The 13,349-nt window shown below is 29.5% G+C and carries 12 protein-coding genes; 4 read left to right on the top strand and 8 right to left on the bottom strand.

All coding sequences use genetic code 11. The annotated features are described in order from the left end of the window. Positions 1 to 181: 181 nt before the first annotated feature. The 6 genes from AC9UEH_RS02280 to AC9UEH_RS02255 all read right to left on the bottom strand — a co-directional run bounded on the left by AC9UEH_RS02280 (position 182) and on the right by AC9UEH_RS02255 (position 6,145). On the bottom strand, positions 182 to 1,306 hold the full coding sequence (locus AC9UEH_RS02280; RefSeq protein ID WP_509528031.1) for a glycosyltransferase family 4 protein: 1,125 nt from the start codon (positions 1,304 to 1,306) through the stop codon (positions 182 to 184). Further along, positions 1,307 to 2,356: a glycosyltransferase family 9 protein gene (locus tag AC9UEH_RS02275; protein WP_509528030.1), complete on the bottom strand. Its 1,050-nt coding sequence runs from the start codon at positions 2,354 to 2,356 to the stop codon at positions 1,307 to 1,309. It abuts the gene before it with no gap. After that, complete coding sequence (locus AC9UEH_RS02270; protein ID WP_509528028.1) at positions 2,353 to 3,141, bottom strand: polysaccharide deacetylase family protein; 789 nt, start codon at positions 3,139 to 3,141, stop codon at positions 2,353 to 2,355. The genes AC9UEH_RS02275 and AC9UEH_RS02270 overlap by 4 nt, the downstream gene beginning before the upstream one ends. Further along, positions 3,138 to 4,079 carry a glycosyltransferase family 2 protein gene (locus AC9UEH_RS02265; RefSeq protein ID WP_509528027.1) on the bottom strand — a complete coding sequence of 314 codons (942 nt, stop codon included), beginning with the start codon at positions 4,077 to 4,079 and terminating at the stop codon, positions 3,138 to 3,140. The genes AC9UEH_RS02270 and AC9UEH_RS02265 overlap by 4 nt, the downstream gene beginning before the upstream one ends. Next, positions 4,072 to 5,202 (bottom strand): glycosyltransferase family 87 protein, encoded by a 1,131-nt coding sequence (locus AC9UEH_RS02260; RefSeq protein ID WP_509528025.1) that lies wholly within the window; start codon positions 5,200 to 5,202, stop codon positions 4,072 to 4,074. Before AC9UEH_RS02260 ends, AC9UEH_RS02265 begins: the two co-directional genes overlap by 8 nt. A 127-nt stretch (positions 5,203 to 5,329) precedes the next feature. Beyond that, entirely contained in the window at positions 5,330 to 6,145 is an 816-nt protein-coding gene (locus AC9UEH_RS02255) for a 2,3,4,5-tetrahydropyridine-2,6-dicarboxylate N-succinyltransferase (protein ID WP_509528023.1), read from the bottom strand. 146 nt (positions 6,146 to 6,291) lie between these two features. Between AC9UEH_RS02255 and ruvX the strand changes: the two genes are divergently transcribed. After that, positions 6,292 to 6,696 carry a Holliday junction resolvase RuvX gene (gene ruvX / locus AC9UEH_RS02250; RefSeq protein ID WP_509528021.1) on the top strand — a complete coding sequence of 135 codons (405 nt, stop codon included), beginning with the start codon at positions 6,292 to 6,294 and terminating at the stop codon, positions 6,694 to 6,696. Between the two features lie 13 nt (positions 6,697 to 6,709). On the opposite strand, the gene AC9UEH_RS02245 is transcribed toward ruvX, so the two are convergent. Continuing rightward, a complete protein-coding gene (locus AC9UEH_RS02245) occupies positions 6,710 to 8,923 on the bottom strand; it encodes an FUSC family protein (RefSeq protein WP_509528019.1) in 2,214 nt (737 codons plus the stop codon). A gap of 183 nt (positions 8,924 to 9,106) precedes the next feature. Between AC9UEH_RS02245 and def the strand changes: the two genes are divergently transcribed. The 3 genes from def to mazG all read left to right on the top strand — a co-directional run bounded on the left by def (position 9,107) and on the right by mazG (position 11,027). Then, positions 9,107 to 9,694: a peptide deformylase gene (gene def, locus AC9UEH_RS02240; RefSeq protein ID WP_509528017.1), complete on the top strand. Its 588-nt coding sequence runs from the start codon at positions 9,107 to 9,109 to the stop codon at positions 9,692 to 9,694. 53 nt (positions 9,695 to 9,747) lie between these two features. Beyond that, positions 9,748 to 10,170: a DUF5606 family protein gene (locus AC9UEH_RS02235; protein WP_509528015.1), complete on the top strand. Its 423-nt coding sequence runs from the start codon at positions 9,748 to 9,750 to the stop codon at positions 10,168 to 10,170. Positions 10,171 to 10,253: 83 nt separating this feature from the next. Continuing rightward, positions 10,254 to 11,027 (top strand): nucleoside triphosphate pyrophosphohydrolase, encoded by a 774-nt coding sequence (mazG, locus tag AC9UEH_RS02230; protein WP_509528013.1) that lies wholly within the window; start codon positions 10,254 to 10,256, stop codon positions 11,025 to 11,027. Between the two features lie 138 nt (positions 11,028 to 11,165). Here mazG and AC9UEH_RS02225 read toward each other — a convergent pair whose 3' ends face one another. Continuing rightward, on the bottom strand, positions 11,166 to 13,322 hold the full coding sequence (locus tag AC9UEH_RS02225; protein WP_509528011.1) for a DUF349 domain-containing protein: 2,157 nt from the start codon (positions 13,320 to 13,322) through the stop codon (positions 11,166 to 11,168). Between the last annotated feature and the right edge of the window lie 27 nt (positions 13,323 to 13,349).

The raw sequence follows: 13,349 nt of genomic DNA, 5'->3' as shown, positions 1-13,349 counted from the left end.
TAAAATTAAGGTTTTTATTCTTAACTTTTTATGCGGGTAAAGTTAGCATATCCAACCTGTTACAATAAATCACATATTTCAAAATACGACGCTTAATTATACTTACTACTTAAATAATAGGTTGCAAATATAATCACGTTTTTTGTGGTATTATTAATTTATACAAATTGTTTTATAGAGATTAAGATAATCTTAATACTTCATTGTAAGTTTCAATCCAATTATTGGCAATTGTACTGTCGTTAAACTGTTGTACAAAATTAAATCCATTCATTTTCATAATTTCTTGTTTTTCAGGGTTATTCAATAAATTATTTATTTCATTGCTTATCTCTAGAATATTTAATGAATCAACATAGATTGAATCTTTTCCTCCTGCTTCTGCAAAACAACCTCCTTTTGTTGAAATAACGGGTGTTCGAGAATACAAAGCTTCTATAATTGGAATTCCAAACCCTTCAAAAATTGAGGGATAAATAAAAATTTGCGCCATTCTATAAATTGCGGCCAATTCTGTAAGAGCAACATTTTCTAGAAATAAAATTTTATCTTCCATTTTATTTTCTAAAATATAATCTCTTATTTCATTAAAGTAAGCTGTTTTTTTACCAACTATAACAAGTTGAATGTCAATGTCTTTAATAGCTTTAATTGCGGAAAGAATATTTTTTCTTTTTTCAATTGTTCCAACATTTAAAATGAAATTTGATGGCAAATTGTATTTTGTTCTTGTAATTTCAAAAAATTCTTTAGAAATACCTTCTCTAAAAACGGGCGAACAACCTTGATAAATAACTTTTATTTTTTCGGGGTTTATTTTCAAATATTCTACAATATCTTTTTTGGTTTGTTCACTAATTGCGATGACTAAATCGGCTTTATTTGCTGCGTATTTAAATTTATAATAATGAATTTTACGATCAAAGAAAGTATATAATTCAGGATATCTCATAAATATTAAATCATGAATTGTAACAATTGTTTTTATTCCTAATTTGTTCAATCCAATTGGTATTTCACCAGATAAACCATGAAAAACAGCTACTTTATCAGCTTTAATTTGTGAAGTTATATTAAATAAACGCCAAAGAGCAGGAAATTTTTTATCGCTATTTTTTTTAGGTAATTTTTCAATAATTATTTTCCCATCAATTGCAATTCTATCTATTTTTTTAGGTTTTGGATTGTATAATAAGTAAGTAGTATCAGGATAATAGTGCGCTAATATCCTAATCAAATCTCGACTATAATTGCCCAAACCTGTTTTGTTATGAAAGAATCTTTTTGCATCAAACCCTAGTATCATCTATTGTAGTTTGTTATTTTTAAGAAATAAAAGTAATGAATTATTAAATAGTTCTGGATTTAAAAGTTGATATATTTCAGAAACATTATTTTTATTATTTACAATAGAAGTTGGATTGAAATCGGAAATATGCACCGAAACATTCGAAGTTCCATTTTCAAACATATTCCAATCATTTTTTAAAATAAACGGAGAAAAAATAGTGAATGTTGGAACATTGAGCGCCTTCGCTATATTAGTTGCACCCCCTTCGTTACCAATAAGTGCGGAACATTGACTTGTAACACTCATAAATTCACGAACTGTTTTAGTATAAAAATCAAAAAATATTTTTTCTTGAGTTTCTTTTTTACAAAGTTTAAACAATTCTAATGCTTCTTTTTTTTGATTTGGGATATAGTTAAATAAAATTTGAATTGAATTCGTGACTGCAATTTCATCAATCACTTTCGCCATATAATTCAAAGGATATGTTTTCGATTCGCTACTTCCTAGTGCACTTATCATAACAATCGGACGTTTTAAATCAAGCCCGTTTTGTTCTAAATTTTTAGTAGCAATTTCAATTTCGGCAGCGGTTAAATATATTTTTGGCTTGATTACTTGAAAATCAATTCCCAAAGGTTTTAATAATTGTAAACGGTGTTCAATTGCTTTAGTTGCTGTTGAAATAGAGTTTTCATTTCTAATAATTGTATCGGTATAAAAAAATTGAGAATAGGATTTGTGGAAAGATAGTGTGGTTTTTGCTCCTGAAAATTTACACAAAATGGCAGTTTTAAATTTTGCGTAGGAATCAATAATGACATTATAATTTTCATTTCTGATACGATTTAATTGTGAGATAAATCCAGCTAATCCTTTGTCAATATTGGGATCCAAAATTATAACTTTGTCAATGAAAGGATTATTTTCAATAACTGGTAATGTGTTTTTATTTATTATGTAATGCAAAGTAGCTTCAGGAAATTTTAATCTTAATTCCTCAAAAATAACACTGGTTATTAGTACATCGCCAATCATTTTAGGTTGAATTACTGCTATTTTCATACAGAATTAGATTTTATTGAATCAATTAAATCTTTAGTGCGATGAAAATGGTAATTCTTTTTTTTCATCCAAATAATAAGATTTTCTAATCTATCTTTCATCTGTTTCCCAGAATTTTTGGATATATATCGAGGGAATCCAAAACGTTCATTATCGTTTAAATTTGTAAATTCCCAAGGATGAAAATATAAATTAAGGTATTTGTCTTTTTTGAGGGTTGCTTTACACAATATTTTATACACACACAAAGGCAAATTATGAAATGACAGCCAAAACAATGGAAATCGAATAATTGGGCTAACTGAAGCAGGAATTTGCCAAACTCCATCTTGCTTAAAATAAGTTCTTGGTTTTGTGAAATTATTATATCTTCCTGGAATATAAGTCGGGTTTAAAGAGGAATTATAGACATATCCAGCTTTGAAAATTTCAATTTCATCAACTGGTTGCATTCTTGGCATACGAAATCCAATGACTTCCGTATTCGTGATTTCTTCCAATTTGTCTCTTGATTCTTTCAAATGTTCTACCTTGAAATCACTATGATAATAACTGTGTGATGCTATTTCATGCCCATTATTAATAATTCTTTTTATAATTTCGGGTGCATTAAATGCAAAAATAACGGTGCTAAAAAAAGTTGCTTTTGCTTGGTATTTCTCTAATAAATCTAAAATTACTGTTGTGCCTTCGATGGAAATTTGAATTTGGTCTTCAAAACTAATCGTTTTTCCAAATTCAAAAGGCATATCAAATTCTTCAATATCAAAACTTAATAAAATCATCTTTTGGTTTCTATGTTAGTATCTTTAATGATATAATTTGGTCGGTTTTTGGATTGGATGAAAATTTTCCCAACATAAATCCCTACGATTCCCAAAACTATTAAATTTAGACTTCCAAATAATACAATTGTAAAAATTACAGAAGCCCATCCTGAAATTGCTAAATGATAAAAAAGGCTGTAAAAAACATAAATAGAATAAAAAAGAAATCCTAAGCCTGCCAATGAAAGCCCAAGAAATATGGATAAATATAAAGGTTTAGTACTAAAAGAGACAATACCGTGTAATGCCAATTTCATTAATGATTTTATAGAATAGTTACTTTCTCCTGCAAATCGTTGCTCTGGAATGTAAGGAATTCCAATTTGCTTAAAGCCAATCCACTTTACCATTCCTCTTAAAAACAACTCATATTCATCTATTGAAACGAGCGCATTAATAACTTTTTTATCAATTAATCTGTAATCAGCAATTCCATTTTCTAAATTAATATCAGACAAATAATTTACAATTTTATAAAATGCTTTAGAACCAATTTTGTTTTTAAAACTTGCATCAGGATTGTTTTCTTTTCGATACGCATAAATTATTTCAAAACCAGCCTCCCATTTTTCAATCATTTCTTTTATTAATGTTGGCGGGTGTTGCAAGTCAGCATCAATTGTAACCAAAGCATCCCCATTTGCTGCATCAATTCCGGCTTTTAGAGCTTGATCTTTACCGAAATTTTTAGAAAATTCAATGAATTTAACATTAGTATTTCTTACAGATTCAATTTTAAATATTTCTACTGTATTATCGATACTTCCGTCATCTACCAAAATTATTTCGTAGTTATAATTTAATGTTTCAAAAACCTCTTCAATTTCTTTAATGATTTTAGGAATATTTAAGGCTTCATTATAACAAGGTATTACTACAGCTATTTTTTTATGCATTTTCATTATTTTTATTAGACAATGAATGATAGTTCTTGAATTTTTGGGTCAACATTTCATATACAATAACTCCCCAAATAAGCACACAAGGTAATGCTTTTAAGGCAAAGGGACGAATATAATTCACTTTTAAATATTCAGGAATTATATCTGAAGGGGAAAAACTGGTTAGAATTAACGCTAAAACAAATAGTCCAATGTGCAATTTTGAAATAGGTTTCGACTGAATAACAAACCAAATTGCTACACCAACAAAAGCAATAATGTAAGTTGGAGATTCTGATCCCGAACTAAAAATCACTGTGAATATAAGTACAGAAGCCAATAACATCAATCTAAAAGATTGTTCTTTAAACTCTTTTATTCTCAAATATTGAAGTCCAAATAAAATTATTCCACCAATTAAAAAAGGTAAATTTGAAATCGAACTATCCTGAAAAATACGACGAATCATTCCCATTAAAGAGATGTCTTGATAGGAATTTAATCCTACATTTTCACTGTTTTTTGCTATTAAATCATAAAACCATTGCTGGTATGTTTGGATAATATATTCGGGAGATGATAGCAACATTGGAAGCGTAAAAAGTACAATACTCCAAAATAAAAGTGATAAAATAAACTTGATTTTATTCTTAGAAAAAAAGAAAAATGCCAGTCCTACAATACCATATAATTTTACAAAAAGCCCTAAAACAATAAAAAATGCTGACCAAAAGTCTTTTCTTTTTTCAATGTTAACAAAAGAAAGAATAATAATAGCTGTCAACATCGGATTGAATTGTAAGCCAAGTAAGGCTGTGAGAAGTTCTTGAAAACAAATCCATAAAACAGCATTTATTTGAGTTGATTTTAGGGGTAATTGTGTAATAGCCCAAGCTAATATTCCAGCATTAAATAATCCCCAAAGAGGTAATCCTAAATAATCGGGGAGAAGCGCAAAAGGAGCAATTACTAAGCTAAAAACCGGCCCATAATGATTGTGGTCAAAATATTCTAATGGATATTCTTTGTATAAAGGCAGTTTTTCAATAGTATGAAAATAGACATTTTTATAAATTTTATAATTGTTAAATTTTCCAATTATTAATTGTTTTATAACAGAAATTAAAGTTATTATCATCCATAAAGAAATGATATAGCGCCTATTATTGAAAAAAGGTAAACTAAAAAAAGAAGTTATTTTTTTATTAATAGAATTTAGTATCATTTTAGGAGCTATTATTTTTAAAAAAGTGAATATTTTTCAATTAAACGGCTACATCATATTCTCTCAAAGCATCATTCAAACTCGTTTTTAAATCGGTTGATGGTTTACGAGTTCCAATAATTAGTGCACATGGAACTTGAAAATCACCAGCAGCAAATTTTTTGGTGTAACTTCCAGGTATTACTACTGAACGAGGTGGAACAAAACCTTTGATTTCAATAGGGTTTTCGCCTGTAACATCAATAATTTTTGTTGAAGCAGTTAAGCAAACATTTGCACCCAAAACAGCTTCTTTTCCCACATGAACGCCTTCCACAACAATGCATCTGGAACCTATAAACGCACCATCTTCAATAATTACTGGAGCAGCTTGCAAAGGTTCCAAAACACCACCAATTCCAACGCCACCGCTTAAATGAACATTTTTGCCAATTTGCGCACAACTTCCAACAGTTGCCCAAGTGTCAACCATAGTTCCTTCGTCAATGTAAGCACCAATGTTTACATAGCTAGGCATCAAAATCACACCTTTAGAAATATAAGCGCCGTGTCTTGCAACTGCACTTGGAACAACTCGAATTCCTTTTTCGGCATATCCTCGTTTTAACGGAATTTTATCGTGATATTCAAAAATTCCTACTTCAAAAGTTTCCATTTTTTGGATAGGAAAGTACATAACAACGGCTTTTTTCACCCATTCATTCACTTGCCAAGTAGTGCCTTTTGGTTCAGCAACACGCAAAGTGCCTTCATCTAGCAAATCGATAACTTCTCTAATAGCATCGGTTGTAGTTTTTTCCTGTAATAAAGCCCGGTTTTCCCAAGCTTGTTCTATAATCGTTTGTAAAGCATTCATTTTCTATAGATTTTTAGCAAAGATAACTTTTTTGTTTATTTACAATAAAGGAAAATTTGGAATTTTATTGATTTATGAAAATCTGAAACATAAGCGGTTAAAAAAGTTAAATTTCTTTGTTTATATTTGTAAAAATATTAAAGAAAATGCCTAGAATTCTAGCCATCGATTATGGACAAAAACGAACTGGAATTGCTGTTACAGATGAATTACAAATAATCGCATCTGGATTGACGACGATTCCATCTGCTACCACAATAAACTTCCTAAAAGATTATTTTAGTAAAGAAAAAGTATCAAAAGTGCTTATTGGTGAACCGAAACAAATGAATGGCGAGCCGTCTCAAAGCACCGAAATAATTGAAGCTTTTGTAAGAAAATTTAAAAGTTTTTTCCCCGAAATGCCCGTTGTTAGGGTCGATGAGCGTTTTACATCAAAAATGGCATTTCAAACAATGATTGATAGTGGATTGAATAAGAAACAACGCCAAAATAAAGACTTACTTGACGAAATTTCGGCTACAATAATGCTTCAAGATTATTTAAGATAATTCGTTTTCAAAATTATGATTGCATTAATGATTTTGAGGTTTTTACAATATTCGCTGATAAATTAGTCAACCAAATTAATTGTTCTTTTACCATCTGTGTTTCTTCCAATTTTATCTTAAGGTCTTCTTCGTCAAGTTCGGTTTCTTCACTTTTTTGTTTTACACGTATTTTTTTTATTTCAATAAAACTGCTATTTAAATTATCATTTGATAAGTTTTCTATTTCTTTTAAATCAATATTTCCATTTAAAATAGCAATTGCCTGATCTAAATTTGATATTATTTTATTAAAAACACTATTAAAAGATTCGGATGCATCAGTAGTTTTGTGAGTTTGAGTATAAGTACCAAGTGAAGCTGCAGATGAAAGCATTGCGTTATTAATAACCGTAATTTTGTAAACCTGCTGTAAATTATTTTGTTTTGATTTTGGTTCTTGAAGCATTCTTTGAAAAGACGCCATGAGGTTCCCAATTTCTATAAACGCTCTATTTCTGGCTAATCTATAATTGCTATTGATATCTTGTTTATTATTATAAAATATCGAAATCTGTAATAAATAATCTCTAATTGCTTTAACTGAGTTTTCTATATTTTCATTGGTATTTAAAAATTCCCAAAATGGCCAAAAAAAATAATTTGCCAAAATTGCAAGGGATGCACCAACGAAAGTATCAAGAATTCTGTATAAAACAATATCTCCATCGGTTGGATTCAGTATGGCAAAAATAAAAATAACATGTAGCGTAATAAATAAAGTACCAATTTTATAATTTGATGGATTAAAAGATAATCCTAAAATCAAGAAAAAGATGGTTAATCCGCCTAAAATTAGTTGACCTGGTCCGGTTGATAAAACTAAAAAACCAATTACTCCGCCAATAATTGTTCCTAAAAATCGATTAAATGTTCGTTCTTTAGTTAGTCCATAACCAGGTTTCATTATCACTACAATTGTCAGTAATATCCAATAAACATTTTGAAAGGGTAGAAATTTTCCTATTATGAAACCTATTAATAATGTAGCAGTTATCCTTAAGGAGTGTCTAAAAGCTAAAGATGAAAAACTTAAATTTTCGACAAGTGTGCTTATAGGATAATAGTCTTTTGTAATTAATTTTTGAAATTCAATTTCTCTACCATTTAGATCTTTTAATTTTGTATTTGAGGTGAAAATTTTCTCTAGGTTTTTAATTTTTCCAACTTGTTTTTCTGCATAATGTGACATGTTTGTAAGCATAAGAACTCCCTCTGACGCATTTTTACCTAATTTTTTTTCATATTCATTTATTGCAATTTCAAATTTACACAAAACATCATTTAAATCATTTTTTGAAGGATTTGTTTTCCTATTTCTTATTTTTTTTGATAAAGATTTCAGATTTTTCGCGAGATTATAAGCGAGATTTTGATAGGTTTTTAAAACTTTTGGTTGTTCGCCAAATTTTTCATGTAATTTATTGTGGTCAAATGAAGTTGAAACAGCTAATTCCATTATTTCTACCAAAGAAATAAAAGCAAGAAGCATTTTTCTATTTTGATTAGAGGAACCATAATCTGTTCGATTTCTAATGAGAATTTCTCGAATATTTTCATGAACTTCATTAAGTTCAACTTGAAGAATCAATTGCTTTTTTGTAATTTCTTTTCTATCTGAATTTAATTCCCATAAATCGCCTCGTAATTTTAAATATTTAGATGTTAAATGAATACATTTTTCGATTTGTAATTCAGTATAACGATGTGGATTTATATAGTAAAAAAGTATAGATATTAATAGGTAAAATAAGCCTCCTGATAGTAATAGTAACGAATGTCTAATCATTTCCCAACCCGAATGTATATGAGAAAATGAGATAGATATAATTAATAATGATGAAAAAGCAACCATCGTGGCTCTTTGACCATAAACTGCGAGCATAGAAAGCGAAAAAACTAGAATACAAAAAGTTGGAAAAAAAATAATTGGATAGGGGTAGGTCAGATTAATTAAAAAGTTGGCAGCTGAAAAAAATAAAACAGTTACAATAATCCCTTTTATCTTATGTTTTAGATTACTAGGAATATCACTTGGTAAAGTAAACAAAGCTCCTAGGGCAATAGTTAAACCCATTTCTAAATATCCTAATTTAGAAAATATCAAAACAGGAATTATTGCAGAAATTGCTGCTTTTAAAGCATTAGTGAAATTAGTTCCAACTATAAATCTTTTTATTAATTTCAGCATATTAATTTGGTTACTTGCAAAGATAAGAATTGTCAAATGGAATAAAAGTACAAATGGACTAGATTTGAATAAAATTTAATTCTTTTATAACAGATTTCAATAGCTATTTTTGCTATTTTTGCGAACTATACTATTTTGAAATTAATTTAGCACTCATTTAGAAGATATATAAATACAAATAAAATGATTTTACCAATTGTAGGATATGGCGATCCCGTTTTGAGAAAAGTGGGTGAGGAGCTAACTTCTGAATTTCCAAACTTGAAAGAAACCGTCGCTAATATGTTCGAAACTATGTACAATGCATGTGGCGTTGGACTTGCTGCGCCTCAGGTTGGAATGAGCATTCGTTTGTTTGTGATTGACACAACCGCTTTTGGCGAGGATGACGAATTAGCAACGGAAGAACAAATCCTTTTGAAAAATTTCAAACGTACTTTTATCAATGCAAAAATGATTAAAGAAGAAGGCGAAATTTGGAGTTTTAATGAAGGATGTCTTAGTATTCCTGATGTTCGTGAAGATGTATTTAGAAATGAAAAAATCACAATTGAATATTGCGATGAAGATTTTGTAATGAAAACAGAAGTTTTTGAGGGTTTGATAGCACGAGTTATTCAACACGAATACGATCATATTGAAGGAATTTTATTCACGGATTTAATTTCCTCATTGAAAAAGCAGTTAATTAAGAAAAAGCTCCAAAACATAATGGACGGAAAAGCGCGTCCAGACTATAAAATGAAGTTTTGCAATAAAAAAGGCAGATAATTACTTTAAGAATTTATACATTTCAAATAAAAGAATAATCAAATTAATATAAAATGACATTAGATAAAATATTAGCAATAGCAGGAAAACCAGGTTTATTTGCTTTAAAAGTTCAAACTCGTACAGGTTTTGTTGCAGAATCATTGTTAGATGGAAAAAAAGTAACCGTTGGTTTGAAAAGTAATGTAAGTTTGCTTTCAGAAATTTCTGTTTACACCAATACTGAGGAAAAACCATTGACGGAAATAATGAGGGCGATTGCTACCAAAGAAGATAATGGACCTGCGATTTCTCACAAGGAAGACAATGCAAAATTAGTAACTTATTTTTTAGAAATACTACCTGATTATGACCAAGACCGAGTATATCCTTCTGATATCAAGAAAATTTTGAATTGGTACAATATGTTGCAATCAAAAGGGTTGGTTTCAAAAGAAGTTCCTGCCGAAGCTGAAGTAGTAGCAGAAAACGAATAAATTATTTTATAATTCATATATTTAATCCTGTCAAGTGCTTTTATCTTGACAGGATTTTTTAATTTTACAAAAACTAAACAGCAATGAATTCAAGACAAACCCAACTCGATGCATTTGATAGATTATTAACTATTATGAATGATTTGCGTGAAAAATGTCCTTGGGATAAAAAGCAAACATTACAAACATTACGCCATTTAACCATTGAAGAAACCTACGAATTAGGAGATGCAATTTTGGATAATGATTTGAATGAAGTTAAAAAGGAATTAGGTGATTTATTATTGCACATCGTTTTTTATGCAAAAATAGGAAGTGAGACCAGTGATTTTGATATTGCCGATGTTTGTAATGAAATTTGTGATAAATTAATCCATCGCCACCCACATATTTATAGTGATGTAGTGGTAAAAGGTGAAGAAGAAGTCAAACAAAACTGGGAGAAACTCAAATTAAAAGAAGGCAAAAAGTCTGTTTTGGAAGGCGTTCCGAAAAGTTTGCCTGCTTTGGTAAAAGCAAGTAGAATTCAGGATAAAGTGAAAGGTGTGGGATTTGATTGGGAAGAACCACATCAAGTTTGGGATAAAGTGCAGGAGGAATTACAAGAATTGCAAGAGGAAGTAGCCGCTGGAAATCAGGAAAATATAGAAGCTGAATTTGGTGATGTTTTATTTTCTATGATAAATTATGCCCGTTTCTTGAATGTAAATCCTGAGGATGCATTAGAACGAACCAATAAAAAGTTCATCAAACGCTTTCAATATCTGGAAAGTAAAGCAGGAGAATTAGGAAAACCATTAATGGATATGACCTTGGCAGAAATGGATGTTTTTTGGGAAGAAGCCAAAAAATTGTAATTGAAAATCTATGATTTTCAAATATTTCAATTTTTTAGGAAGAGGCGAAAAAATTGTAATTTTTTTATTTTTTTATTCATTTTTAAGCATAAAAAAACCTCACATTTTGTGAGGTTTTATGAACTATTTTAAAAGTAATTATTCAACTTTTATACTTCTAATTTGTTTCAGTTTATCTTTCCAAACTTCTAAACTTTCTTTGTGAATAGCAATGTTTTTACGAACTTCTAAAACTATAGAATTTTCTTTTTTGGCATTTCTTGTATTGGCAAAAAACTGAATATTATTCTCCAATTGGAATATTTCGTTTTGAACTTCCTCAATTTTTCGCATTAAGAAAATCTTTTCATTTTCTAATTTTCGACTATCATTAGAATCTGAAAAATTTCCTACACGGTTAGAAAAACGAACCATTTCAGTTTCCTTTTTGCTTAAACTTAATTTTTCAAATAAAGCATCCAATATTTTATTGAATTTACCTTCTATATGACGTCTTGCAAAAGGAACTTTTCCAAAACCCTTCCAATTTTCAATATGCAATTTAATAGCATCTAAATCTACTTTATGTTCTCCAATTAATTGAAATTCTCTTAACGTTTCTAAATAGGCTTTCTTTTTTTCAAAAGCTTCTACTTCTTCAACATTTACTTCTGTTTTCTGTGTTTTTAAGATGTCAAAATAATGATTACAAGCAGCTTTAAATTCACCCCAAATTGCATCAGAATATTTTCTTGGAACGTGTCCAATCAATTTCCATTCCTCCTGAATTTGCTTCATTAACGGCGTTGTAGTTGCAAAATCTTCACTAGTTTGAAGTGCTTTTGCTTTCGCTACTAATTCCGTTTTTTTATTCAAATTATCTTGTTGCTCTTTCTTGATGTCTTTATAAAATGAATTTTTAAAAGTATTGAAATTGCGAACCGCAGTTTTAAATGCCGCCCACGTACTTTCATTTACATCAGCAGGAACTTTTCCAGCAGCAAAAAATGCATTTCTCAAGGCTTCAACTTTATCAATTTGCCCTTGCCATTGGCTGTGAACAGAAACTTTTTCAGTTGCCAAAACTTCAATTTGAGCAATAATATCATTTTTACTTGCTAAATTTTCGCTTTCAGTTCCTCTTTGTGCTTCAAATAAAACTTCTCTTTTGTCGTGCATTTGTTTGGTTAAATCGCTAAAACGATTCCAAATTTCCTCACGGTGTTCTCTTGAAACAGGACCAATATCTTCTTTCCAAATTTTATGCAAATCTTGCAATTCACGGAAAGCTTTATTAATATCTACTTCCAAAACCAACTCTTCAACGCGGGCAACAATTTTTTGTTTTTGCTCTAAATTGTGTTTAAAATCCGAATCTCTTGCTTCTCTATCCAAGTGCAAATAGTCATAAAAATTCTCTACATGAAAATGATAATTGTTCCAAACGTGGTTGTATTTATCCTTTGGAATGGAACCTGCATTTTTCCAACGCTCTCTCAATTCATTAAAGTGTTTTAGCGTATCTTTAATGTTTTCCTGAGGATTTATAAGCTCTTTCAATTCTTCAACTATTGCCAAACGCAACTCTAAGTTGGTTTTTAAATTATTTTGTAAACTCTTGAAATGGGCATTTTTTTTATCTCTAAAAAGAGAATATAATTGGTCAAATTTTGACTTTAAAGGCAAATGATATTTGAATTCTTCTTTACTTTCTTGATTTTCGGCAATAAATTCTTCTTTTTTCTCTTCTATGAAATGGTTGTATTTTGCAAGAAAAGAATTTTTAATTTCTTCAATATGGTCTTTAACCGACATTACTTTTTCAACAATACTCAATTTTTCCAATTCAACTATTAATTCGTCCATAGACAAAATTTCATAATTCAACATTGGAATTTCGTGACGTTCTTTTAAAGTTTCGTCTTCATTTTCAGCAGCATTTTCTGTTTCAATTGCTTCAATAGCAGTACTGCTTTCGTGTGCAATTGTTTCATTTTCTACTTCAATTTCAGCTGTTGGCGTTACTTCTTCAGTAGTTTCTACTTCTATTGTATTTTCTACTTCAGGCGCACTTTCTTCAATTATTTCAGCAGTAGCTTCATCAATTTCATCAGCAATAACTTTTTCTTCTTCTTCAATTGCTACAACTTCTTCTTCAATTGCTTCGGGTGCAGTTTCCATATCTGAAACTAAATTTTCTGTAGGTTCTGCAATTTCTTGAATTTCTGGTTGAGTCACTTCTTGTGACACATTCTCTACATTTCCATCTGTCTTATTTATAATCATTGACAGGTTATCATTCTTTTCTTCTAACATTATTAAATGTTTAAGGTTCATATTATT

It is taken from the genome of Flavobacterium sp. (assembly GCF_040402835.1).
Classification (GTDB): domain Bacteria; phylum Bacteroidota; class Bacteroidia; order Flavobacteriales; family Flavobacteriaceae; genus Flavobacterium.
The sequence above is the reverse complement of the archived record's forward strand: the minus strand, read 5'-3'. Positions and strand labels throughout refer to the sequence as shown.

Excerpts from the sequence above, each read along its gene's own strand:
- AC9UEH_RS02225 (WP_509528011.1), bottom strand. The coding sequence starts at position 13,322 with ATGTTAGAAGAAAAGAATGATAACCTGTCAATGATTATAAATAAGACA.
- AC9UEH_RS02235 (WP_509528015.1), top strand. The coding sequence starts at position 9,748 with ATGACATTAGATAAAATATTAGCAATAGCAGGAAAACCAGGTTTATTT.
- AC9UEH_RS02265 (WP_509528027.1), bottom strand. The coding sequence starts at position 4,079 with ATGCATAAAAAAATAGCTGTAGTAATACCTTGTTATAATGAAGCCTTA.
- AC9UEH_RS02275 (WP_509528030.1), bottom strand. The coding sequence starts at position 2,356 with ATGAAAATAGCAGTAATTCAACCTAAAATGATTGGCGATGTACTAATA.
- def (WP_509528017.1), top strand. The coding sequence starts at position 9,107 with ATGATTTTACCAATTGTAGGATATGGCGATCCCGTTTTGAGAAAAGTG.
- AC9UEH_RS02245 (WP_509528019.1), bottom strand. The coding sequence starts at position 8,923 with ATGCTGAAATTAATAAAAAGATTTATAGTTGGAACTAATTTCACTAAT.
- AC9UEH_RS02270 (WP_509528028.1), bottom strand. The coding sequence starts at position 3,141 with ATGATTTTATTAAGTTTTGATATTGAAGAATTTGATATGCCTTTTGAA.
- ruvX (WP_509528021.1), top strand. The coding sequence starts at position 6,292 with ATGCCTAGAATTCTAGCCATCGATTATGGACAAAAACGAACTGGAATT.
- AC9UEH_RS02280 (WP_509528031.1), bottom strand. The coding sequence starts at position 1,306 with ATGATACTAGGGTTTGATGCAAAAAGATTCTTTCATAACAAAACAGGT.
- AC9UEH_RS02260 (WP_509528025.1), bottom strand. The coding sequence starts at position 5,202 with ATGATAATAACTTTAATTTCTGTTATAAAACAATTAATAATTGGAAAA.
- AC9UEH_RS02255 (WP_509528023.1), bottom strand. The coding sequence starts at position 6,145 with ATGAATGCTTTACAAACGATTATAGAACAAGCTTGGGAAAACCGGGCT.
- mazG (WP_509528013.1), top strand. The coding sequence starts at position 10,254 with ATGAATTCAAGACAAACCCAACTCGATGCATTTGATAGATTATTAACT.